This window comes from Candidatus Eisenbacteria bacterium, from assembly GCA_018831195.1.
Taxonomy (GTDB): Bacteria; Eisenbacteria; RBG-16-71-46; order CAIMUX01; family JAHJDP01; genus JAHJDP01.
Map to the genome: position 1 here is coordinate 104246 of JAHJDP010000084.1, position 22879 is coordinate 127124.

A 22879-nucleotide genomic window follows, 5' to 3' on the forward strand; every position below is an offset into this window, starting at 1 on the left:
GATAGAACGAATGGCGGAACCAAACATGGGAAGAGAAGGTGAAATCATGAATACAGCAGGCGATCGTATCAGTGATAGAACTCCCCGGGGAAAGTTACTGGGCAAAGTCCTCACCGTTCTGGTCCTGGCCGCCGTTATGATTCCGTCCGCGGGGTGGGGGCAGGAGATCCATGGGTTTATCGAAGGCCTCAATGGTGTGCGCTTGACGGAAGGCGGGGGATTCGATGAGGGCAGCTATACGGCGCGTGAAACACGGTTTCAATTGAGGCTCAATGACTACGGCGATACCGGCGAATATTTCGCCCGTCTCGATTATTTCTTTGATTCTTTCGATGATCGCGGCGGTGATTTGGAGATTCGGGAAGCCTATTTCACCTATACCGGTTTTGGAGCGGTCGATTTCAAAATCGGCCGGCAGATAACAACATGGGGGACAGGCGATCTTCTCTTTATCAATGATGTCTTCCCCAAGGATTGGCAAAGCTTCTTCATCGGCCGCGAGGATCAATATCTCAAAGCTCCCATGGATGTCTTCAGAGCCGGAGTCTATAGCGGCCTGTTCGATATCAATGTCATCGCCATGCCGCGATTTGAGCCGGATCGCCTACCGACACCCGACCGGTTGACCTTCTATAATCCCATGAACATGCCGATCATCCCGGTGGAACCTGAAAACAATTTGGATAAGGGCGAAATCGCCATCCGCCTTTCCCGCCAGATCAGCGGCTGGGAAGCGGCTCTGTACGGCTACCGGGGGTATTTCCGCCAACCGGTTGGATTCAACACGACCTCCCAACAGACTTTCTACCCCAGACTGAATGTCTATGGTGCCAGCTTGCGTCGCGGTCTGTTGGGCGGTGTGTTTAATTTAGAGGGCGGCTATTACGACAGCCGGGATGACCAGGACGGAGACAATCCCTTCGTTGAGAACAGTACGCTGCGCGGAATGGCCGGATTCGACCGTCAGCTTATGACGGACCTTCAACTCGGTCTGCAGGGTTATTTCGAGCAGATGCAGAATCACGATCTGTACGCCGGCGGAATTCAGCCGGGGGCCTATGAAAAAGAAGAGCTTCGGCAGCTCTATACGATGCGTCTGACGCGCTGGCTCAAGTATCAGACAATAATGCTGTCATTGTTCACTTTCTACTCGCCTACTGATGAGGATTTCTATGTGAGGGCCAATGCAAGCTACAAGCTCAGCGATCCCATGGAAGTCTCACTGGGGGCGAATCTATTCGGCGGCGAGTACGAGCAAACACTCTTCGGCCAGTTCGAAGATAATGACAATGTCTATCTTAGGCTGCGTTATTCATTTTAAGACAGGCCAGGACCTCAGAACGAGGAAGAATAATGCGAAGGAACAGAGTGCGAATAAAAAGGAGTTGATCCGATGAAAAATCATCAAAGCTCATCCATGGAGATGGTCATCCGCCGCTTTGCTGGTGTCTTTATACTCGCCAGCCTGGCCTTGGGGTGGTGGGTTCATCCCGGCTGGTTTCTCTTCACAGCCTTCGTCGGAGTAAACCTATTCCAAAGCAGTATAACAGGGCTCTGCCCGCTGGAGAGGATGCTTCGCAAGGCCGGCGTTGGGCAAAGCGCTGGGTCGCTGCAGTAGCGGGAATCAGCTTACTTCTTCCGGGGCCGGGGGTTATCCAAAAATGAACGGCAGCTCATCAGCGCCCCCGGTTCCACCCTCTCCTCATCAAGTTTCATCATTCAGCTTCATCTTGGCGCACCCCCTTCCTGATGTTAGATTCCCTAGATGGACGATGTTCCTGGGACTGCCAGCCGGAGCCGCGTAGCCGTTTGGCGAACTGACATGAGAAGCAAGCTGTAATGGAGCTCTGATGGTGCGATACAAGACTCTCGAAGAAATCGCGGGACATTTGGAGAAGAAACGAATTTCTTTCTCTTCACTGATGCCCTGGCGGATCAGCAATATCCTGCTCGTTTCCAGCCTCTATGATTCATTTACTTTTCAGGAAGACGGGAATCTGACGGAGATGCTCTTTTCAGAGTATCTCGATTTGAATCTGAGCTATGCCCCCTCAATCAGCCGGGTCTCTACGGCGGAAGCGGCCCTGGAGAATGTGCGCACCGAGCAGCCCGATCTTATCATCTCAATGCTTCGCGTTGGCGACACCGACATCTTTGAGTTCGGCAAGGCGCTGCGTGAGATCGCCCCGGACCTGCCCCTTGTTCTGCTCGCATATGATACCCGTGAGCTTGCCATGTTAAAGGCTCGTGAACCCATCCCGGGGGTGGATCATATCTTCGTCTGGCAGGGGGATGTTCGTCTCTTTCTCGCCATTATCAAGTGTTATGAAGATGTTATGAATGCTCGCCATGATGCAGAGGTGGCCGGCGTAAAGACGATTATCCTGATTGAAGATAACGCCCGGTTCTATTCGTCGTATCTGCCCCTGCTCTATACCGAGATCATGGAGCAGACGCAGGGACTCATGACGGAAGGCGTCAATCGCATGCAGCGGCTTCTTCGCATGCGGGCGAGACCCAAAATCCTTTGGTCAGCCAGCTACGAAGGGGGATTGGAATCTTACGAAAGATACCGTGATCACATTCTCGGAGTGATTGTTGATGCGAGGTTCCCCAAAAATGGAAAGATCGATCCTTCGGCGGGCCTCCAATTCGCAAAAATGGTTAAAACCCACGATATTCGGACACCCGTGTTGATGCAGTCGAGCGACACGTCGAATAGGGATAAGGCAAGCGCCACCGGTTCAACATTTATCGATAAGAACTCGCCCACTCTGCTTCATGATGTTCAGGAATTCATGAGGAACTATCTTGGGTTCGGGGACTTCATTTTCAGACACCCGGATGAATCGGAAATCATGAGAGCCTCGGATCTCCGGGGCCTCACACGAGGCCTGAAAAGGGTGCCTGATGATTCAATTCTGCATCATGCGCAAAGGAATGACTTTTCAACATGGCTTATGGCGAGAACTGAGTATGATTTGGCCAAGGCTTTGCGTCCCCGCAAGCCGGAAGAATTCAAATCACCGGCCGCGCTTCGCGAGTACCTTGTTCAGACGCTGAGAGATTATCGGGATCAGAGTCGCGCCGGACTTGTCGAGGAGTTTTCCACGGACTCGTTCGAGGCCGAGGAGGGTTTCACCAAGATCGGCTCGGGATCGCTTGGCGGCAAGGGCCGGGGTTTGGCATTCTTGAATTCATTGTTAAAGGATTATGATATTGAGGATCGGTTTGCCGGTATCAAGATTTCGGTTCCCCCATCAACGGTGTTGGCCACTGGCGTCTTTGACAAATTTATGGAGGAGTCCAACCTCACGCAGCTTGCCCTCAATGAAAGCGATGACGATAAAATACGCGAGGCTTTTCTCAAAGCCAGGCTCCCTGAGAAAACCTCGCAGGCGCTCCGGGCTTACCTGCAGGAAGTGACCTACCCTTTAGCGGTCCGGTCCTCCAGTCTTCTAGAGGATGCTTCCTATCAACCGTTTGCCGGAATCTTTCAGACTTTCATGCTGCCTAACAATAATGAAGATATCGAAATCCGGTTGGATGAACTTTGCAGGGCTATTCGTCTTGTTTATGCATCGACCTACTATAACGATTCCAAGAGCTATATCGAATCGACTCCGAATCGACTCGAAGAAGAAAAGATGGCTGTTGTAATTCAACAGATTGTTGGAAGACAACATGATCATTATGTCTACCCGAATTTCGCCGGCGTCGCTCGCTCATATGATTATTACCCCATGGAAGGGATGAAAGCGGAGGATGGTGTCGCCTCCATCGCTCTCGGCCTTGGCAGTATGGTGGTCGATGGGGGAATGGCTGTGCGCTTTTCCCCTTCTCAACCGCAAAGGTTGTATCAGTTTTCTTCGACAAAGGATTATTTGAAAAATTCCCAGCGTGAATTCTATGGATTGGATCTTCAAAGACCAGGCCCTACGGGGTCGGCGGATGAACCCGTCAAAAGCAATCTGGTGCTACTCGATCTTGGCACGGCGCTTAAACACGGGACATTGGATGCGGTGGGATCCGTCTACTCACCGCAGAATGACAAGATATATGAAGGTGTTCATCGGAAGGGTATTAGTCTGGTTTCAATGGCGGGAGTCTTGACAGGGACTCATTTCCCTTTACCTGAGGTCCTTCGGTTTATTCTGGATGTCGGCGTCGCCGGATTTTCATGTCATGTAGAGATGGAATTTGCCGTGACGCTGCATCCTTCCAAAGAAGAGCCTCATGAATTCGCCTGTCTGCAGATCCGGCCGTTGGTTTTCAGCACGGTGTCCGAAGCGATAAATATCGGGGAAACACCAAAGGATCAAATTATCTGCATGTCGGGAAGCGCCCTTGGCCACGGCCGGTTCACTGGAATCCGCGATATCATATATATTCGCGATGAGGATTTCGATCGGAGCCAAACCAAAGAGATCGCCAATGAGGTGGGACTGCTCAACCGGCAATTGAGACAGGCGGGGCGTCCATACCTGCTGATCGGTCCGGGCCGTTGGGGTAGCGCCGATCCCTGGCTGGGTATCCCCGTTACATGGTCGCAGATTTCGGGTGTTCGCTGCATTGTAGAATCGGAGATGAAAGATATCCAAATTGCTCCTTCTCAGGGAACGCATTTCTTTCAGAATATAACTTCGTTTGGAATAGGCTATTTCACCATGAACTCCCAAGATCCTATATCATTTATCAATCAGACTTGGCTAAACGAGCAACCGGCGGCGTGGGAGACGGAAACAATCCGTCACATTGCCTTTTCCGAATCATTTGAAATTGTCGTTGATAGCCGGAGCGGAAAGGGCGCCGTTTTCCAGCCGGGATGGTCACTGACACGGGAAAGTGGAAGCTCCTCGAGCTGAATCTGATTCAAACCAATACCAGCGCCTGCCGAGGCCGGGTAAAGCCACATCGCGGGCAGGATCCGTTATCAGCTGTACAATGGCTCAAAGGTTCTGGAGGAATCTCATGAAATTGTCTGCTTGTCTGATCTGGTTCTTTGCTCCGAGTCTGGTTTGGGCGCTACAGGTCACTACTTAGCGTCAATGATGGCCATGAATCAATAGATCCCGTTTTTTGCAAGTAATCTCTCCTCAAAACGTGTATCCTCCCTAAGAAGTTTATCCGCAAAATCACAGCGCGCCGGTATGATTTGCAGGCGCAAAAACATATGACATCGAGAGGAATTGGTCATGAACCTCCACAAATGGTTGATCGCATCGATCACGCTCATTTTCATCCTTCTTGGTCTCGGTTGTAACGACGATGACAAGCCGTCCGGACCGGGCGACGCCATCGCTCCCTCGGCCGTGAACGATCTAGCCGCATCTGATGCAACCGAAAACAGTATCCAGCTCACCTGGACCGCGACGGGCGATGACAATACGAGCGGTACAGCAAGCGACTACGACATCCGCTTTGCCACCGCGGACATCACGGTGGCGAATTGGTCGAACGCAACAAAAGCGGCCGGCGAGCCGAATCCGGCCGCAGCAGGAACGCCGCAGACCTTCACCGTTACGAACCTTCGCGGAGGAACAGAGTACTTCTTTGCCCTGAAGGTTGCGGACGAGGAGCCGAATTGGTCCGACCTCTCCAACACGGCGGTAGACACAACCCTCCCGAGTAGTTTGATGTTGGTCGCTTCCTCTGGCGGAAAGTACGCCATCATCGATCCCGTGACCGGTGAGGATTCGGTGATTGTTGAGCCAAACGGCACGTATGATGGAAACGGGGATTATTGGGCATTCGGGTATGGTTGCCGCCGGGTTTACTTCATGGCTAAACCGGCGGGAAGCGGCACCAAGGCGATCTTCGGGTGCGATGCCTTCGATGGAGTCAATGTGGAGAGGCTCACTGACGCCGCACAGATGAATGTGGAGCATCTCGACGGCTCGCCGGCGGAAGAGAAGATTGTCTTCCAGGCGTGGGGGGGTGCGGAATCGAACTACCCTGGTCGGAATATCTTCGTCATCAATGAGAGTGGCAGCGGTCTCACCCAGCTCACCCACAGCGGGGAAGCGATGGAAGAGCCAGACGGCACCGACGTCACCATTGATGGGGGTTATATGCCGATCTGGTCACCGGACGGAACGAAGATCGCCTTCTTCGCGAGGTCGCTCACCAGGAGCAAGGCGCTGCACTATGATTGGGTTGTGATGGATGCGGACGGGAACAACAAGGAAGTGGTAAATGTCTACAATGGCTTCTCCGACATCCGACGCGGTGGTTGGTCCCAGGACGGCGAGTTCCTCTTTATAAATCAACTGGAAGGAGCCGATTGGAGTATCTACGCCCTTCATATCGACTCGCGGATCGAGACTGAGATCACCGCCGCGCTAGGCCTTTCTCCGGCGGCGCCGTATTGGATCGCGCCGTCTCCTCTGGACGACGAGATCGCCTTTGATCGTTTTATGGCGAGCGCGACGTCGCTCTACAAGGCGGACTACACCGTCACCGGCACCAGCGTCTCCGTCTCTAACTCGCGGGAGGTCGCTCATTCGAACCAGTATGGCGTTCTCTCCTATGACGAGCCGGATTGGGCTCCCTTCTATCCGGAGAACTGATTCCGATCTCAACCATCGTCGTAAGGCGCTCCGTCCGGACCTCCGGACGGGGCAAGGCGACATGTTATGTTAGATCGAATTAAACAAAAAAAGCGGCGGGGAGGATTTTCATCCTCCCCGCTTGCTACTTCTTCGCCTCGGCATCACTCCGGCCGGGATTCCATTCATCTGAACAGAAATCGTTCAGTGACGCAGCTCTCTTACACAACACCCTGATCCAGCATCGTGTCGGCGACCTTGAGGAAGCCGGCGATGTTGGCGCCGTTCACGTAGTTGCCGGGAGTTCCGAATTCAGCGGAGGCGGCGACGCACGCGGCGTGGATGTTCTTCATGATGCCTTGGAGGCGCTTGTCGACTTCCTCGCGCGTCCAGCTCAACCGCAGGCTGTTCTGGCTCATCTCGAGCCCGGATACCGCGACGCCACCCGCGTTGGCGGCTTTGCCGGGACCGTAGAGGATCTTGGCTTCGATGAAGTGCTCGACCCCACCAGGAACTGTCGGCATATTCGCACCCTCGGAGACAACGTAGACGCCGTTCTTGAGCAGGTTCGCGGCATCCTTTTCGTTAATCTCGTTCTGGGTCGCGCTGGGGAATGCGCAATCAGCCTTGTGGTTCCAAAGCGGATCGCAATCCCGATTGGGATCGGTCGGGGTGTAGACGACATTGGGAAACTTATCGGCGTACTCTTTGATCCGGCCACGCCGGTTGTTCTTGAGATCCATGGCAAAGGCGAGTTTCTCGCGAGTGAAACCGGCTTCGTCATAAATGCAGCCGCTGGAGTCGGACATGGTGACGACCTTGGCGCCCATATCCAGGAGTTTCTGTATTGTATACTGGGAAACATTTCCGCTGCCGGAGACGAGGCAGGTCTTGCCTTCGAGTGTCTGGCCGCGCGTGCTGAGCATCTCAGCGGCGAAATAGACCGAGCCATAACCGGTGGCTTCCGGACGAATGAGGCTGCCGCCCCAGTTGAGGCCCTTGCCGGTCAAAACGCCCACAAACTCGTTCCGGAGCCTTTTGTACTGACCGAAGAGGAAACCGATTTCACGGCCGCCGACGCCGATGTCGCCCGCGGGAACATCCGTGTTGGCTCCGATGTGCCGGAACAATTCCGACATGAAGCTCTGGGTGAATCTCATAACCTCGAGATCAGATTTGCCCTTGGGATCAAAATCGGAGCCGCCCTTACCGCCGCCCATGGGTAGCGTTGTGAGGCTGTTCTTGAGGACCTGCTCGAAGGCCAAGAACTTAAGGATTCCAAGATTGACGCTGGGGTGGAAGCGGAGGCCGCCCTTATAGGGGCCGATCGCGCTGTTCATCTCAATGCGGAATCCGCGATTGACCTGAACCTCACCTTTATCATCAACCCAGGGTACCCGGAACAGAATTACCCGCTCAGGCTCGCAGATCCGCTCAAAAATCTTCGCCTTGCGGTATTCGGGCCGTTTCTCGAGGACGGGCCACACCGACTCCGTGACCTCTTCAACAGCCTGGTGGAATTCCGGCTCCGCCGGGTTCTTTGCTTTGATTGCCGCCATGAAGTCAGCGATTGATTTCGACATGTTGGTTTTCCTCCTGCCTAGCTAGGTTACTTCGCGAAGAGACACAATCCGGATTGTATACACAGTGGACCTCCATCGCCAAGATGCATTTTATTAGATCTTTGAACTTATATCTTCGCTGGGGATCGGGAAAGGCAGAGGGCAGAATGAAGAAGACGGACAATGTAACTCTTTGTAATTGTTAGAGTTATAATCGTCGAATCGATAAGATGCAGTAGAGAAGGAGGCATTTTATGCGCAAGCCCGGCCCACCGCCCGATGGGAAGAATCCATTGGACCCCTCTGTTGCCCGGTCAGGGCATCCACGCTAGAATCAGATCCAGATTTGAAAATCCCGGCAGTCTCCCGGATTTTATCAGAAGCGAACCGGATGGTCCCCGCCGCGCAGAGAGAAAATGAGCGTATCTTATCTTATGGTCTTCTGTCTGCTTTTGGATTTCACTCCTCGAGAATGCTCGGAAAAAGAAAAATGGAGCGCGGAATGAGTCTCTATTTGGATAATGCGGCGACATCCTGGCCGAAACCCCCCGGGGTCATTCAGGCCATGGTGCGGTTTATGGAGGATATCGGCGCCAACCCAGGCCGAGCAGGGCACCGCCGGGCCATTGAGGCGGGACGCATCGTCAATGCGGCCAGAGAGGTGCTGGCTGAATTCTTTGGCGCCAAGGATCCACTGCGTGTCGTCTTCGGTTCCAACGGAACGGAAGCCCTGAATCTGGCCATCTGCGGATTGTTAAACCCGGGTGACCATGTCATCACCAGTTCCGTGGAGCACAACTCGGTCATGCGGCCTCTCCGGGCGCTGGGCGGCGTCACAGTCGATGTCGTTCAATGCGCGCCCGACGGCACATTGGATCCGCAGGATGTTGAAAGAGCCATCCGTCCTGAAACGCGATTAATTATTCTAAATCACGCCTCAAATGTCATGGGAACGGTTCTTCCTGTCGCAGAGGTCGGTGGGATCGCCCGGCGGCATGATCTCCTCTTTCTTCTCGATTCCGCCGCGGGCGCGGGAACCCTGCCGATCAATATGGAAACCGACGCCATTGATCTTCTGGCCTTCACCGGACACAAATCGCTTCTCGGCCCGATGGGAACCGGAGGATTGGTGTTGGGTGACCGGGTGGATGTCAGGCGCATGCAACCGATTAAAAGGGGCGGAACCGGCAGCCTATCGGAAAAGGAGATCCAGCCGGAATTCGTCCCGGATATTTTCGAAAGCGGAACGTTGAATGTCGGGGGCCTGGCCGGTCTCGAGGCGGGTGTTCGCTGGATCATGGAGCGGGGCCTTTCTTCACTGCGGGAAGGCACGCGATCGATTGTGCAGAAATTCATCGACGGGCTCTGCTCGATACCCGCTGTGACGGTCTACGGGACACGCGACGCCGCCCGGCAATCATCCGCCATATCCTTTAACATTTTAGGCAAGCCCTGTTCAGAGGTGGGACTGCGCCTTGATGAGGAATTTGGGATCTGTTGCCGCGTGGGGCTGCATTGCTCCCCTGCGGCGCACCGGACAATCGGCACCTTTCCAGAGGGTGCCGTGCGTTTTGCGCCCAGCCACTTTACGACCGAAGAAGAAGTGGGCGCCGCATTGAAGGCTGTCGAGCGATTGGCGCAGGAATGACATTGAACGGTTGCGGTGTCGGAAGGATTAGAGGAAGAGAGCGCGGAACTCATGACGGATGCTGATTATGCGGTCGTTCTTTTTCACTCCAGCAGCCATGCGCTGCGAGCCGAAAAATTCCTTGTAGAAGCTGGATTTATCTGCAAATTGATTCCCGTGCCGCGCCAGCTCAGTTCCGACTGCGGTGTTTGTCTCAGAATACCCGGGCGAGAGAGTGAATCGGTTCGTGAGACACTCGAAAAATTAAATGTTGAATATGCGGACCTCTGCGCTATCGAATCTTAATCCACAGTTTTGATGTGTGCCTGGAGCCTTGCTGGAGATCAATGAAGTAGGCGCCTGATGGGAGGTTTCCGCCGGAATGATCGGTTCCATCCCAGCCCACCGAATAGTGACCGGGTCTTTGGAATTCATCAACGAGTGTTTTAAGGCAACGGCCGGATGGCGCGATGATGCGCAGCTTAATCCTTGATAAACTCGTCAAATTGTATTCAACGGTGGCCTTCTCCCCGCGCATCGGATTGGGACGCATTTGAAGTGTGTTGGAGGAAATGACCGGCGGGTCCGGGGGTTCGATACCGGAAGTTGTCCGGGAAAAATCGATTGATAGGGCATAATGATCCGAAGCGATATGGCCCAGGCTGTCATTCACCGTTTCAGCCGCTTCCAGATTCCACATTCCGCCCGGTGATTTGAGGATGAAATCGACCCTCTGCACGGGCCATAACCCGTAGAACCCCTCCGTGCCCTGGGTGTACCCCAATTCCAGCGGATGCAATGTGCGGAAGGCGTCTTCGTAGCCCAAGTTTAACAACGCTTCCATCGGCTCCCAGCCCTTGATTTCCGGCGGCTGGGCGCCCCAATCATACCAGGGCGGCGTCGGGCTCCCGGGTTCGGTATCGACCGGGGAATAGCTGTTAAAATCTCCGCCGATCCAAATCGTTTCGCCGGCGGGGATTGATTCAAGGATGGAAACAAGGGCCCGGCTTTCCGTCTCGCGATCCAGCCGGTTATCGCCGGGTTTAAAATGGACGCCGATCAGGTGAACTGTCTCATTATATATTTCAATAGTGGCATGGATAAAGACATGGTAGATGGGGATGACTTCCTCTCCCGTATCGACCACGTTATAGAATTCGAAATCGTTGATCGGAAACCGGCTTAGAACGGCGACATGGAATCCCGATCCGGCGGTTCCGATCCGTCCTTCATAAGGAAGCTGATCTGGAAACGCCGTGTTGAGTGAATCAACAACGGCGGCGAGGACGCCGTCCTCCTGCTCCGTCCAGCCGACGGCTTCTTCAATCAGCAGGATGTCGGGGTTGCGGCTCTTGATGACTCCCAGCCACTCATAATTCCGGCCTTCAACAGGATCGTGATCAAAGCCGCCCCAATAAATGTTATAGGTCATAAGCCTGAAGGAATGGATTGTTGCGGATGAAGGGATGGAGAGAGCCATAAGAACGAATGCAAGCAGCAAGATCATGTAAAAGGATGGAATGCCGGAGAACCCGGCCGTGTTGCGGGTCGGCGGTGGAAGCGAATGTGGTTTTTTAAACAATGTCATAAATAATTATCAACGCAGGATGAGCACCGGGGCGACCGTTTGCTTACCCGTTACATCATCCATAGAGGACAAGACGCGGATCCAATAGTGGCCGCTGGGTACAAGGCGCCCTGCTTCATCGCGCCCATCCCAGATGAACAAGTTGGTGCCAGTTCTATGGATGGACGATCCGGAGGCTCCTTGATTGTGATTCGTGGCGATCCGGCGTCCCAGGACGTTGACGACTTCAATGCGCGTTGGTTCGGCATTTGGAGGAAGCAGGCGGAACCAGACTTGATCATTGGCGGGATTCGGCCATACTTTCAAATGTGTTCGAACAGGTAATTCGATCGCATCGTCATCGGTCTCATCATCCACTTCAGCGGGTGTAGCTATCATGATAATCTTCACTGTATCCTGAATGGAATAGGTCTGGTTATTACCGCGGTCGATGGCGACGACACGAACCCAGAGAGGGTATCCCGGCATCGAGTTGATTCTGATCTCTTGTTCCGTCTCCATTGTCGGAAGCATGGGAAAGGCTTTCTCAAAAAGGCTGTCCGAAGCGACTTCGACACGATAGGTGATCTGGTCAAAGGGTTCGAAATCGGTACTCTCTTCCCATTTGAAGAGTTGGGGGTAATTTGTCCAAAGGGTGTCTCCCTCGACCGGCTTTAATAGATTGAAGGGCTCCGAAGGGATAACAAAAGGCTCCCGATAGTACTCACGGCCAAGCTCCAGCTGTTGCAAAACGTGAAATCGATCGGAGGGGTTCGCCCAATTGTCCCGAGTGTCCACAAATGTTTCAATATCGTTGATCCAATCGAGGAAATGGGCGGCACTTTCACGGCTGCGCACAGGTATTGTATCCAATTCCACATAGACCGCTCCCGTGTGCGCGAAAAGATTGGGTGCCGCCGCATGCCGCAGAGAGGTCACGCCATCGACGCGCAGGGCGAGCCATGAGCTTTCCTGAAGCGGAATTTGAACTGTCGTGTCGACGATTGTTTCCCCGAAGTGCGTCTCAACCGGGATCTCGACTTCTATGTCGCCGTTTCGAATGATACGAACGAATTGGATCGGCAGGATTGATTCGACCCGCAGGCTGACATCGACCAGTGTGTCGGGATGGCAGAGTTTCAGCTCACCGCCGGAACCCACGCCGTTGACAGAGAATTCGGGGATGAGGGGGTAGTTGGTGACAAAGGATCTTCCCTGTTTCAGCGCGCTGACCCATTTCGACGGATCGTGATCTTCCGGGGGAACCTCCCTGACATAAACCTTGTAACCGCCGATCGGGTAACTCCAGTACATATTCGTGACGCCATCCGTTCCGGCGGAGGGCGGTACCTTCAAGCCGCAGTTCAGAAGATGATACCAATCATCAAGGTAAACGAAGGGATCATTGGAATAGGCGGCGATATCCAAATGGTCGAGATGTCCCAATGCGGCCATGACCGGAAGCTCGCGTCCCAGGCCATTTGTCGGCCACCCGCCGGTATCATCGAAGAAACCCGAGCCGTTGTGGGGATGAAGAAGACCCATCGATTCGTCCCACTGAGGATCCCATTGCTCATGGATATCTTCCAAGGTTGGAAAAGCCGGTTCGGGCAGCCAGCAACAGGAGACGCCAAAGATCTCCTTGAGACCCAGTAACGCCACATGGCCCAAGGCATTGTTTCTGTACTCGACGGTAAAATAAATTGAAGCTTCGGGGGTGCTGACCGCGTGTTCTGTTCCGGTGAACTGGTATTCCTGATCAAGACACCATGTTTGCTGTAGATCTTCGCAGTGGGCGATGAAGTGCAATTCCTCGGGAGAGACGTCATAATCAAGTGGAGGATGCTTGACATGGGTTTGTATATCGCCCGAGAACCATCCCTGGCTGCGCATATCGAAGATCTTTTCTAATGATATGACAAAGCTGGTATCAGATTGTACATTCGGCACGATCTGCATCGGCCGCCACTCGAATCCACGTCCGACGACGATGTTGGTGGGGCCTTTGGGGACAAAGATTTCGAATGTTCCCTCTGTGTAAAAGTAGCCGCCCAGGGGGCCGTGAGCCATCAGTGTTGAATCAAAGACGCCTGGAAAGGCGTGGTTATGAGAATCAAGAACATGAACCCTCGCAGGGATTAATTCTCGGTTGGCGTCTTGAACCTGAACATAGACATAAACGGAATCGGCGGCATAAAGGATGGATGGCGGGAGAAGTGTCAGACATATTCCCAGCCACAAACAAAAGAATGAAAATCGAGCAATCAGGTGCTTATCCAAAATGTCATACCTCATTCTCGCGGCCCGATGTCATACCCCAGTTGCCATTCTATTCGCAGGAAATGTCGGTTGGCGCATACAGATCGCACACAGAAGATTAGTATACACTAAAATAGTAGCTTAGTCAAATAGAGCGAACGGTTTACGGGTCAGCTGATGGGGCGGGGGTGGGGCTTTCAACCCAGGGATGGATCCTCTTTTATCACACAGACTTCCCGTCCGGCGCGGTGAAGCTTCGAAGCGGCCCATGCTGCCTTTCTTCCGGTTAGAGCGACCGGTCCCTCATCGGGGGGCGGGGTTTTCCCGGCATGAACCGGGGTATAATCTGATGGACTGGCCCCAAGAACCGGAATCATGGGGCATCCGGGTTCCCAATCGTTGATATCGATGAACTTCCAGGAAGTCAGTACCGAATGAATCAGATCGGGGGGGAGGGCCCCATGAGCATTGTTCAACTCCCACCGGCGGGCCGCAACCGCCACAGGGCCATCCGACAGGTCGCAGACCTCCTTCGCGCGGGCCGAGAGGTTGTGGGTCCCCACGAGCCGGGATCTATTGATAATTTCAATCTTTGAAAAACCGGAAAGGGGGCGGAGGATTGTTGTTGTACAATGACAGTCGATCGCGGCGAGGTGGGCTATCGTCTGGCTTGAGACCTGTCCCACCGATTCTCCCGTCACGAGAACGAGGTGCCCAAACGACTTTAACACCAGTTCGGCGACAGCGACCATAAACTGCTTCAAAACAACCTGCCGCAGGCTCGAATCGACATACTTGAGCAGGGCTTCCTTGACCGGCTGGAAATCGATCCTGTGATAAAAGGACTGGTTTCCGTGTCCCCAGCGTTTGACCAACTCATAGGTCACGGCGGTGGCGTGCTCGCTTTGAGCGCAATCGAGGGAGAAGTGGAGAAAATCCATCGGTACACCGCGGCGCATGATCATCCAGGCGGCGACCGCTGAATCGAATCCGCCGGAAATCAGGGTCAAGGCGCGGCCTTGCACACCGAGGGGCAATCCGTCCGGGCCCTCCAGCGTTTCTTCCACCAGGGATGTTTGATCTCCCTGCACATAGACTTGCACCGTCACCTGCGGATGGATCAGATCGACGCCGGCGGCATACGGAAAAAGATGGGATCCAATAAGACGCTCAGCATCAAGGGATGTCCATGCGTGCCCTCCCCGTCGACGAACGCGGACGGCGAAGGTTTTGCCCACGACACGGTCGCGGGACGCCTCTGCGACGGCTACAGACATCTCCTCAAGAGGGGCGTTACTGACAGGGCGGATTTTCTCAACGCGTTGAACCCCAAAGGTTTCGGATGCAATAAGCGCCGCCTGATCCAGATCCTCGCCCCTGATGACGATCCGGTTCCAGGTTCTGCTCAATTGGGCGCCCGGAGCCTCCTCACACAACCGCGATTTGAGATTTTCCGCCAAGATCCGGATGAATCGGTGCCGTGTTCGGGGGGATTTAATATGAATCTCAGAGGACAGTGTCAGAAGAATCATCGGTGCCGCGCCTCTCCCTGCCTAGTGAACCTGGATGACGATATAGATCACCATAGCGAGTCCGATGGCGATTTTAAATGAGGAGGCCATGACCTTTCCCACAAAGGCGCCCGCGCCGGCCCGGATCCCCTTCTCTTTGCCCGAGCCCCTTCCCAGTTCGAGAAGGATGGCGCCGATGGCGGTCCCGAGGAAGGAGCCGATGAGGGTGCCGACAATGGGTAGGGCGATGGTGCCCAGGGTGGCGCCGATCGCCCCCCCCAGAATCGCGCCGCCCCATCCGCCCAGGAAGGCCCCTGACATGCCCCAGCCCGTCGCGCCGTACTTCTTGGCCATGAGAGAAGACAGAAACGATTCCACGATCTCGCCCACGATAACCCCAATGGTCATAATGAGTAACGCCAGCCAGCCGATCATTTGAAACTTGCTGATCAACGCCACGATCAGAGCGGCGCCGAGAATGATGAAGTTTCCCGAGAGGCCGAGGGGGATGGCCAGGAGCCCGGCCAGCAGGATGAGATCAAGAAGGATCATCCCGGCGATTTTTGGAAGGAGAAGCCAATTCATGGGAGTTCGATCATTATCGAATCCGGCTTGCGTCTGCGACCGCAGACAGGATCAGCCTCATGAATACCGTTTCGAGTGGGCGCAGCTTGCCGGCGACATCGGCGCTGCTCCGTTCTTGCCCTTTGAAATAGAGGGAGCCGAGATCTGCCGTTCAGAATCAAGGGCGCCGCAACGGGGGCACCGGATCGCATCATCAGACGTTGCAATGGGAACCATCTCTTCAAAGATGTTGTCGCACTTGCGGCATTTATAATCATAGAAGGGCATCCTGACAACTCCTTATACAAAAGACAAAGATCATACAAAAACCGTCCAACGGAGACCGTCGTACAGAAACAGGGGCCCGGCATTCCCCAGGGAAGGGGCCGTTTTTTGGCGGCCCCAGCAGTTCATTATACCTTTGCGAGGGAAAAAGTTTCAAGGTAGATTCTGTTTACAGGGTGCTGCCCATACCTTCGGTCAGGACTTCATGATACGATATCCGTGCTTGGTAACTCTATGGACGATACCAAGTCGCGAATTTGGCTACAGGCCGGACTTTCGGTTCGGCCTGGGATTCGGTTGCCGCCTTGGCTGCCATGAAATGGAGCTTTTTATGCGCCGATTGCAGTGGGTCCTTATTTTGGTGCTTGCCCCCGTTTTCATTCCCGGTGGCGTCCTGGCCGATGAGGTTCCACTTCCCGCGACGCCCGACTGGCAGGCCGATCTGGAGCGCGCTGTCGGGGGGATGGCCTGGATCGATGCCAACAATGACGGATGGCAGGATCTCGCCGTCGGCTGCTACTGGGCCAACGCCTATCCGCCGATCATCGACTATTACAATTACATCTATATGAATCTCGGCGGAACACTGGAAACGACGCCCTCCTGGATGACGACGGCGGAGCGGCACACGACCGATCTCTATGTCATCGATATCAACAATGATGATTATGACGACCTCTTTGTCGCCAATGGCGGCGAATCGCTGCAACCCAGCGTCATCTATTTCGGTTCAGCCGGCGGATTGTCCAACAGCCCCGGATGGTTCAGTGCCGACGCCACCTGGACGATCGGCTGCGATTTCGGCGATGTGGATGGGGATGGGGATCTCGATCTGGCCACGGCGAATCAAGGCAACTCGGCCGATCCCACCCGCCCGGTTTATATCTTCGCCAATACCGGCGGCGCGCTCTCGACGACGCCGACCTGGGCCAGCAATGATCTCGGTATCTCCAACAGCGTTCATTTCGGTGACGCCGACGGCGATGACAACCTCGATCTGGCCGTTTCCAAATGGGTCAACTGGCCGACCGGCGTCTATTACAATACCGGCGGCGGTCTGAATGCGACCCAGGGGTGGTCGACCGGCGAGCCGAATCGCTCGGATAAGGGGATCGGCTGGGCCGATGTCGACGGCGACGGCGTTCTGGAACTGGCCGTGGGCGGCAACAGCGCTCCCTGCCAGCTCTTTGAAAATCCAGGCACCGGTCCCGTCACACCGGCCGTGTGGGAATCGGCCGACAGCTATCACGGCTGCCAGGAGCTTTTCTGGTGCGATATCGATGAAGATAACGACCCCGACCTGTTCACGGTCAATTTCGGGAACGGACACGCGCGGGTCTACTTGAACAATGAGGGCGTGCTCTCGACGACGGCCGATTGGACCTATGATTGTTCGTCCAGCGCAACGGCGATCGCCGTGGGGGATATGAACCGCGACGGTCATCTCGATCTTGCCGTCGCCACCGCCCGCCAGCCGGTGATGGTTTTTCTGAATACGTTGCCGTCGTCATCAACACCCGGCGTGAATACGGATCTCTTCTCAACACGATTGATCATTTCACCGCAACCGTCGCGCGGCTCGGTTTCACTGCGCCGTCCCGGTCTCCCCTTGACGGATCCCGGACAGGTCGTGATCTATCGCGCCGACGGCCGTGAAGTTGTCACATTGCCCCTTTCCGGCGGCCGATCTGAGATCCAATGGGACGGCCTTGACGCCCGCGGTCTCCGCGTCGGCAGCGGGGTCTATCTTGTGAAATGGATTCAGGCCCATCAGGCGACAGCGGGTCGGATATTGATGTTGAAGTGATTGGCGCCGAAAGTAATGATCTAGACAGCGGTGAATTCGACTCATATTTTGGAGCTTCGCGATGACTCAATTATTATATCGTGTTTTATGGATGGGGCTGATGCTCTCGATCCCATTATTTATTGCCGGTTGCAGCGAAGAAGATAACCCGGAAGTGCCCGAACTGCAGTTGGGTACGATTGTCATGGACCCCTCGCCGGACGGCCTCAACGCCCCTTGGGCTCTGACAGGGCCCGGTGGCTACAATGCAAGTGGCGCGGGCGATTCGACAGTGGCTGACCTGGCGTTGGGTGACTATACAATATCGTGGGGCGCGGTTGAGCGTTGGATCAGACCTTTCGGCGAAACACAAACATTGATGTCGGATTCAACATTGACATTCATTGGCGCTTATATTGAAAACACCGGCACGATTATCATGGACCCCTCGCCCGACGACCTCGATGCGCCATGGACGCTCACCGGGCCCGGCGGTTACAGCGAGAACGGCGCCGGCGACGAGATATTGAATGATCTGCCGCCGGGTGATTATACAGTCTCCTGGAATACCGTTTCCGGATGGAATATCCCCTCGGATGAGACGCGAACGCTGGCGGCGGAGGATACCACGATATTCCGGGTCGCCTATATCGCGGATTCAGGCGTTTCAGGAGACTTTGTGCTCATTTCCGCCGGTGTCTTCACCATGGGCAGCCCCGCCGACGAACCGGGACGGGACGACGATGAAACAGAACACCCTGTTACTTTGACCCGGGGGTTCTACATATCAAAGTATGAAGTGACGGAGCAATGGTGGGACGATGTCATGGGAACGGGCTCCTCGACCTCAGCGCTGCCGAAGAATGATCTAAGCTGGGACGACGCCGTGGCCTTTTGCAACGCGCTTTCGAATGCGGAGGGCTTGACGGCGGTCTATACCATCAATGGTTCCAATGGATATGTGACATGGAATCAAACGGCAAACGGCTACCGTTTACCGACAGATGCGGAGTGGGAATACGCGTGCCGGGCCGGCAGCGCGACCCCCTTTGCGAACGGCCGGATCAACAATACAAATTGTAATGATACAGTACTCAATGAGATCGGCTGGTACTGCGGCAACTCCAATCTCAGTCGTCATGATGTTGGACAACTGATTCCCAATGCGTGGGGTCTTTATGACATGCACGGCAATTTATGGGAGTGGTGTTATGACGGCTACATCAGCGATTATGAAATTCTAGCGGAGCAGGATCCTGTATTCCTTGATGAGTCGAACGGCCATAGGGTCATTCGGGGAGGCGATTGGAGATACAATTCGAGGAATTGCCGATCCGCCAGCCGGCACAGCAGCAGCCCGATATTTTCGGACGAAGGGACCGGCTTGCGGCCCGTGAGATCGGGTGACTGATACCGCCCGGCAACATCAGCTCCCCATCGCCCCTTCGGCCCGCTCTAACAAAGCCTCCATCCCCGCGAGGATCTTTTGCTGCGTGGGGGATTGGATTTCGGCGCGCAGGCGGGCGAAATCCTCCGAGCGGATGAGGCGCATCAGGACAATCCCCAAAATCAATCCGATGAGAACAAGATTGATCCTCACCAGAAGACTCGGCCATATCAAGGGAACATATTTTAAGACGAACGCCGCGGAAATGACGAGCAGGGCCGCCGTTCCCCATGTTTTGAGAGCCACACCGACACGGGCCCGCTGTGTCTCCGGGAAGATCCGTCCGACGGCGATCATCGCCGGGATTAATGTTACGAGGGAGCTGACGACGCTGGCGATGGCGACGCCGGTAATTCCGAAGATGGGAATCAAAACGGGATACAGGCCCAATTCGACGACCAGCTTGACACCGGCCAGCCAGAAAACGATCCGTGTTTTCTCAAATGTATAAAATGTCACATTGAAAGGCTGGTTTAACGTTCTGAAGAGGAAGACGAGGGACATGACCTGCAAGGCGACCATCGCATCCATATAATCAAAGCCGCCGAGAACGACAATGATCTCGCGGGCCAAGGTGAAAAGCACGACGGAAAAGATAAGGGCCAGGGCCGAGGTGATGCGGAATCCGGCCACAAGAATCTTCTCAATGCCGGCGTGATCTTTGAGGCCGCGCAGACGCGACATCGAGGGCAGCAGCGAGATCGGTATCGCGTAGGCCAAGCCGACAAAACGCTCGGTCGTCACGATGGCAAAAGAGATAAGGCCCAGCTCGCGGGAGCCGAGGAAGGCGCCGAGGATCGCGCGGGTGAGATGCTGTCCCGCCATGAAGAAGGAACGGGCGCCGAGCAGCGGCAGGACATAGCGCCAGATTTCACGAAAAGCGGGCGGCGGGTCCTCCGGTTTCTTTTCGCCCGGCGGCAGGAGGCGCCAGACCAGAAATCCGGCAGTAATGGTCATCAATCCCACGGCGCCGATGAGTCCCCAAGCCAACTCAACCAGACCGCCGTGGAAGGCCGCGACGAGGCCGACCATCACCATCTTGCTGATATTGCTGACGAGCGCCAGAATCCAGATCAACTTAAAACGCTGCAGACCGAAGAGGGTGGCGCGGAAGACGACATAGCAGGCTTCAAGGAAGATCATCCACGCCACGGCGGGGAGAACGGCGGCCAGTTCCGGCTTTTCATAAAAGCGGGTCAGAACTCCCGCCAGCAGGGTCACCGCAAAGATGCCGCCGACACCAAGCGAACCTTTGACGGCGAGGATCTTCCCCACAAGAGTCCGAAGAATGTGGGATCGGCCGGAGGCCTGAAATTCGGCGACAAAACGTTCGAGGTAGGAGTCGAGATTGAGGGTCGCGATTCCCGCCATACCGGCCACCGCCAAGCCAAGGCTCAGGATACCGTAGAGTGACGGCCCCAAGAGGCGTAGAATAGCCATTGAATAGAGGGTGCCGAAGATGACCTGGGTGAGCTGCTCCAGGCCGAGATAAAGGCTGCCGCGAGATATATCGCGGAGGGTGGATCGTTCCACTTCTGGGGTCCCTTCAGGTGGGGTTCCCTTCGGGTCTACGGGCCTTCGGGTCTACGGGATGTGAGCTTATCACCGGCGTTCATCCCCGGGCAAGGTGCTGACAGCCTTCCCTCAAGAGCGCCCCTCCCCGGCACTTCAAGGGGCGTCCAAGAGCGGTCATGCGAGGCGCGAACGATGCCCCGTCTAAGAGAAAGATCGTCTCGGCTCGCTGGGATCCTGAACCCCAGACGGTGGAGACTGACCGGTATCTTCTTCTTATGCCTTCTGTTGCCGGCCTGCAATGAGGGTCCGGCGCGGCCTGACCCCTACGGCCCGTCCCGCCCCTTCCTCATGGCCCTATCCTCATTCCCGGCCTATCCGGCCTGGGATGCGGTATTGCAGTCGATCGACTATGCCGCCGGACACGCCGATATGGTGGTGCATCAACATGATGAGGGCGTGCCTTGGCTGGAGCTCTCCCCGGAGGGGAGCGGGAATATCCCCGAGGGATTGAGGCTCGAGATCGAAGAGCGGGTTTACGAATCCCGCCGGGCGGGATTGGGGATTTTCCTCGCGACGACACCGATGAATAATTCGCGGGATGGACTCGCGCCGGAGTGGAATACCGGCTCTCTTCCGTCCGGTTGGGAGGATAAAAACTTCGCCGATCCGTCGGTGATTGTCGCTTATACGGAGTGGTGTCTTCTATTGGCGGAGCTTTACCGGCCCGATCTCTTCGCCATCGTCATTGACGCGAACATTTATGAAGAGGCCCATCCCGAGGATTGGCCCTTTCTCACCAGCCTCTATGACCGGATCTATGCAACGATTAAACAGAGGCTGGGAGATATCCCGGTCTTTGTGACCTTCCAGATGGAATATCTTCAAGGCAGCCTGCCGTTGGGCGCCGAGCCGCAGTGGCGGCTGTTGGATGATTTCACGGCGCCGCAAGATTTCCTGGCGCTTTCGACCTATCCCAGCCTTCTCGGTTTGCGATCGGATGAGATAGAAACATCATATTTTTATGATGCGGTCTCAGAGGCGCTCAACTCCATCGATGCGCCGGTACTCATCGCGGAGACCGGCTATCCCAGCGAGATGATTTTTGTACAAGGACAATGGCTGCCGACGAGCGAGAGGGAGCAGGAAATGTATCTCGAGACGCTGCTTATGGCGGCGGAATTGCTTCCGGTGCAATTGGTTACCTGGTTCTACCCTTTTGATTTCTCAGCAACGATTGAGAATGACGGAACAAGGGATCATTTTGTTTCTATGGGCCTGAATGATGAGAATACATTTCCCAAAATTGCTTTCGATCTCTGGTATGAAACATGGATCAGGCCGATCAGCGATAACTAATGCCGTTTCTTGTACAATTCAACGCGCCGGATGTACAGCTCCTGCAACTTGACGGCCACCGGTCCCTTCAGGCCCGGCAGCGTCCGGCGAAGACCGCGAATCCTGTCAACGGGCAGGACGCCCCGGCTGGTATTTGATAAGAAGATCTCATCGGCCCGCTCCAGATCTCTCAGGGTGAGAGGGCTTTCCTTGAAGGGGAACTTCCTGCGTTTGCAGATGGAGAGGAGGTGTCCGCGGGTGACACCGGCCAGAATCCCTCTGGACAGGGGCGGTGTGAGGATCAAACCCTTCATGACGCAGAAGAGGTTTGAGATCGACCCCTCCGCAAGATCACCCTGGTGATTGGGGATCAGGGCGTCAAAACATCCATGCGATTCGGCCCAGCGATGGGTCAGCCCATAGAGAAGACGTGAGGTCGTTTTCAGGCCGGCAAAGGCATCCTTCGGATCCTTGGGGTAGGGGGAAATCCCAATATGAATGGGGAGCTTCAATTCCGGGATCGGGCGCGGCACAATAACGAGTGTGGATGGGCCTCCGGGCGGCCCCCCGGAAACAGTAATGCGGATGACGGCGGTTGCGATCCTGTTTTTTTCAATGACCCGATCAATCTCCCCGGCCGGATCCCATGCCGGTTTCTCAATCTTGATCGTGTGAAGACCGATAGCCAGTCGTTTCAGATGATCTTCCAAGAAGAGGGGGACGCCGTCCTCCACCCTCACCGTCTCAAAAACGCCGAGCCCGAGTAGATATCCGGCGTCCGTGACGGGGATGGCCGCCTTCTCCCGAAGAAGGAGCCTGCCGTTTAGAGAAGCATAAACAGGATTTTTTCGGCCTAATCTCATAGGGCGCCTT

The 22879-nt window shown here is 55.1% G+C and carries 17 protein-coding genes; 9 read left to right on the forward strand and 8 right to left on the reverse strand.

The genetic code is table 11. The annotated features are described in order from the left end of the window. The first annotated feature begins 46 nt into the window (after nucleotides 1–46). The 4 genes from KJ970_14290 (at nucleotide 47) to KJ970_14305 (ending at nucleotide 6569) form a co-directional block, all read left to right on the forward strand. Nucleotides 47–1321, forward strand: coding sequence for a hypothetical protein (locus KJ970_14290; GenBank protein ID MBU2692086.1), 1275 nt, complete (start codon nucleotides 47–49; stop codon nucleotides 1319–1321). 72 nt (nucleotides 1322–1393) lie between these two features. Beyond that, nucleotides 1394–1618 carry a DUF2892 domain-containing protein gene (locus KJ970_14295; GenBank protein ID MBU2692087.1) on the forward strand — a complete coding sequence of 75 codons (225 nt, stop codon included), beginning with the start codon at nucleotides 1394–1396 and terminating at the stop codon, nucleotides 1616–1618. 232 nt (nucleotides 1619–1850) lie between these two features. Continuing rightward, complete coding sequence (locus tag KJ970_14300) at nucleotides 1851–4865, forward strand: histidine kinase (GenBank protein ID MBU2692088.1); 3015 nt, start codon at nucleotides 1851–1853, stop codon at nucleotides 4863–4865. Between the two features lie 330 nt (nucleotides 4866–5195). Next, nucleotides 5196–6569 (forward strand): fibronectin type III domain-containing protein, encoded by a 1374-nt coding sequence (locus KJ970_14305; GenBank protein MBU2692089.1) that lies wholly within the window; start codon nucleotides 5196–5198, stop codon nucleotides 6567–6569. Between the two features lie 200 nt (nucleotides 6570–6769). Here KJ970_14305 and gdhA read toward each other — a convergent pair whose 3' ends face one another. After that, nucleotides 6770–8131: an NADP-specific glutamate dehydrogenase gene (gene gdhA, locus KJ970_14310; GenBank protein ID MBU2692090.1), complete on the reverse strand. Its 1362-nt coding sequence runs from the start codon at nucleotides 8129–8131 to the stop codon at nucleotides 6770–6772. Between the two features lie 481 nt (nucleotides 8132–8612). Here gdhA and KJ970_14315 point away from each other — a divergent pair, with 481 nt between their 5' ends. Together KJ970_14315 and KJ970_14320 are read left to right on the forward strand one after the other, a co-directional pair. Next, the gene (locus KJ970_14315; GenBank protein MBU2692091.1) at nucleotides 8613–9758 is read left to right on the forward strand and encodes an aminotransferase class V-fold PLP-dependent enzyme; all 1146 of its coding nucleotides are present in this window, start codon (nucleotides 8613–8615) and stop codon (nucleotides 9756–9758) included. Between the two features lie 51 nt (nucleotides 9759–9809). After that, the gene (locus KJ970_14320) at nucleotides 9810–10043 is read left to right on the forward strand and encodes a DUF3343 domain-containing protein (GenBank protein MBU2692092.1); all 234 of its coding nucleotides are present in this window, start codon (nucleotides 9810–9812) and stop codon (nucleotides 10041–10043) included. On the opposite strand, the gene KJ970_14325 is transcribed toward KJ970_14320, so the two are convergent. The 5 genes from KJ970_14325 to KJ970_14345 all read right to left on the reverse strand — a co-directional run bounded on the left by KJ970_14325 (nucleotide 10030) and on the right by KJ970_14345 (nucleotide 15926). Next, a complete protein-coding gene (locus KJ970_14325) occupies nucleotides 10030–11325 on the reverse strand; it encodes a hypothetical protein (GenBank protein MBU2692093.1) in 1296 nt (431 codons plus the stop codon). The genes KJ970_14320 and KJ970_14325 overlap by 14 nt on opposite strands. A gap of 9 nt (nucleotides 11326–11334) precedes the next feature. Next, nucleotides 11335–13584 carry a CehA/McbA family metallohydrolase gene (locus KJ970_14330; GenBank protein ID MBU2692094.1) on the reverse strand — a complete coding sequence of 750 codons (2250 nt, stop codon included), beginning with the start codon at nucleotides 13582–13584 and terminating at the stop codon, nucleotides 11335–11337. A gap of 176 nt (nucleotides 13585–13760) precedes the next feature. Continuing rightward, nucleotides 13761–14972: a hypothetical protein gene (locus KJ970_14335; protein MBU2692095.1), complete on the reverse strand. Its 1212-nt coding sequence runs from the start codon at nucleotides 14970–14972 to the stop codon at nucleotides 13761–13763. 144 nt (nucleotides 14973–15116) lie between these two features. Beyond that, nucleotides 15117–15659, reverse strand: coding sequence for a DUF456 domain-containing protein (locus KJ970_14340; protein MBU2692096.1), 543 nt, complete (start codon nucleotides 15657–15659; stop codon nucleotides 15117–15119). Nucleotides 15660–15716: 57 nt separating this feature from the next. Beyond that, entirely contained in the window at nucleotides 15717–15926 is a 210-nt protein-coding gene (locus KJ970_14345; GenBank protein ID MBU2692097.1) for a zinc ribbon domain-containing protein, read from the reverse strand. A gap of 328 nt (nucleotides 15927–16254) precedes the next feature. Between KJ970_14345 and KJ970_14350 the strand changes: the two genes are divergently transcribed. Further along, complete coding sequence (locus KJ970_14350) at nucleotides 16255–17730, forward strand: VCBS repeat-containing protein (protein ID MBU2692098.1); 1476 nt, start codon at nucleotides 16255–16257, stop codon at nucleotides 17728–17730. A gap of 61 nt (nucleotides 17731–17791) precedes the next feature. Beyond that, the gene (locus KJ970_14355; protein ID MBU2692099.1) at nucleotides 17792–19120 is read left to right on the forward strand and encodes a formylglycine-generating enzyme family protein; all 1329 of its coding nucleotides are present in this window, start codon (nucleotides 17792–17794) and stop codon (nucleotides 19118–19120) included. A 15-nt stretch (nucleotides 19121–19135) separates the two neighbouring features. On the opposite strand, the gene KJ970_14360 is transcribed toward KJ970_14355, so the two are convergent. Then, on the reverse strand, nucleotides 19136–20689 hold the full coding sequence (locus KJ970_14360) for a flippase (protein MBU2692100.1): 1554 nt from the start codon (nucleotides 20687–20689) through the stop codon (nucleotides 19136–19138). Between the two features lie 174 nt (nucleotides 20690–20863). Here KJ970_14360 and KJ970_14365 point away from each other — a divergent pair, with 174 nt between their 5' ends. Then, nucleotides 20864–22027 carry a hypothetical protein gene (locus tag KJ970_14365; protein MBU2692101.1) on the forward strand — a complete coding sequence of 388 codons (1164 nt, stop codon included), beginning with the start codon at nucleotides 20864–20866 and terminating at the stop codon, nucleotides 22025–22027. Here the strand turns inward: KJ970_14365 and KJ970_14370 are convergent. Further along, complete coding sequence (locus tag KJ970_14370) at nucleotides 22024–22869, reverse strand: aminotransferase class IV (GenBank protein ID MBU2692102.1); 846 nt, start codon at nucleotides 22867–22869, stop codon at nucleotides 22024–22026. The genes KJ970_14365 and KJ970_14370 overlap by 4 nt on opposite strands. Between the last annotated feature and the right edge of the window lie 10 nt (nucleotides 22870–22879).

Bases quoted from the DNA above. Each gene is read 5' to 3' on its own strand.
- KJ970_14290 (MBU2692086.1), top strand. From the start codon at position 47: ATGAATACAGCAGGCGATCGTATCAGTGATAGAACTCCCCGGGGAAAG.
- KJ970_14295 (MBU2692087.1), top strand. From the start codon at position 1,394: ATGAAAAATCATCAAAGCTCATCCATGGAGATGGTCATCCGCCGCTTT.
- KJ970_14300 (MBU2692088.1), top strand. From the start codon at position 1,851: ATGGTGCGATACAAGACTCTCGAAGAAATCGCGGGACATTTGGAGAAG.
- KJ970_14305 (MBU2692089.1), top strand. From the start codon at position 5,196: ATGAACCTCCACAAATGGTTGATCGCATCGATCACGCTCATTTTCATC.
- gdhA (MBU2692090.1), bottom strand. From the start codon at position 8,131: ATGTCGAAATCAATCGCTGACTTCATGGCGGCAATCAAAGCAAAGAAC.
- KJ970_14315 (MBU2692091.1), top strand. From the start codon at position 8,613: ATGAGTCTCTATTTGGATAATGCGGCGACATCCTGGCCGAAACCCCCC.
- KJ970_14320 (MBU2692092.1), top strand. From the start codon at position 9,810: ATGACGGATGCTGATTATGCGGTCGTTCTTTTTCACTCCAGCAGCCAT.
- KJ970_14325 (MBU2692093.1), bottom strand. From the start codon at position 11,325: ATGACATTGTTTAAAAAACCACATTCGCTTCCACCGCCGACCCGCAAC.
- KJ970_14340 (MBU2692096.1), bottom strand. From the start codon at position 15,659: ATGAATTGGCTTCTCCTTCCAAAAATCGCCGGGATGATCCTTCTTGAT.
- KJ970_14345 (MBU2692097.1), bottom strand. From the start codon at position 15,926: ATGCCCTTCTATGATTATAAATGCCGCAAGTGCGACAACATCTTTGAA.
- KJ970_14350 (MBU2692098.1), top strand. From the start codon at position 16,255: ATGCGCCGATTGCAGTGGGTCCTTATTTTGGTGCTTGCCCCCGTTTTC.
- KJ970_14355 (MBU2692099.1), top strand. From the start codon at position 17,792: ATGACTCAATTATTATATCGTGTTTTATGGATGGGGCTGATGCTCTCG.
- KJ970_14365 (MBU2692101.1), top strand. From the start codon at position 20,864: ATGCCCCGTCTAAGAGAAAGATCGTCTCGGCTCGCTGGGATCCTGAAC.
- KJ970_14370 (MBU2692102.1), bottom strand. From the start codon at position 22,869: ATGAGATTAGGCCGAAAAAATCCTGTTTATGCTTCTCTAAACGGCAGG.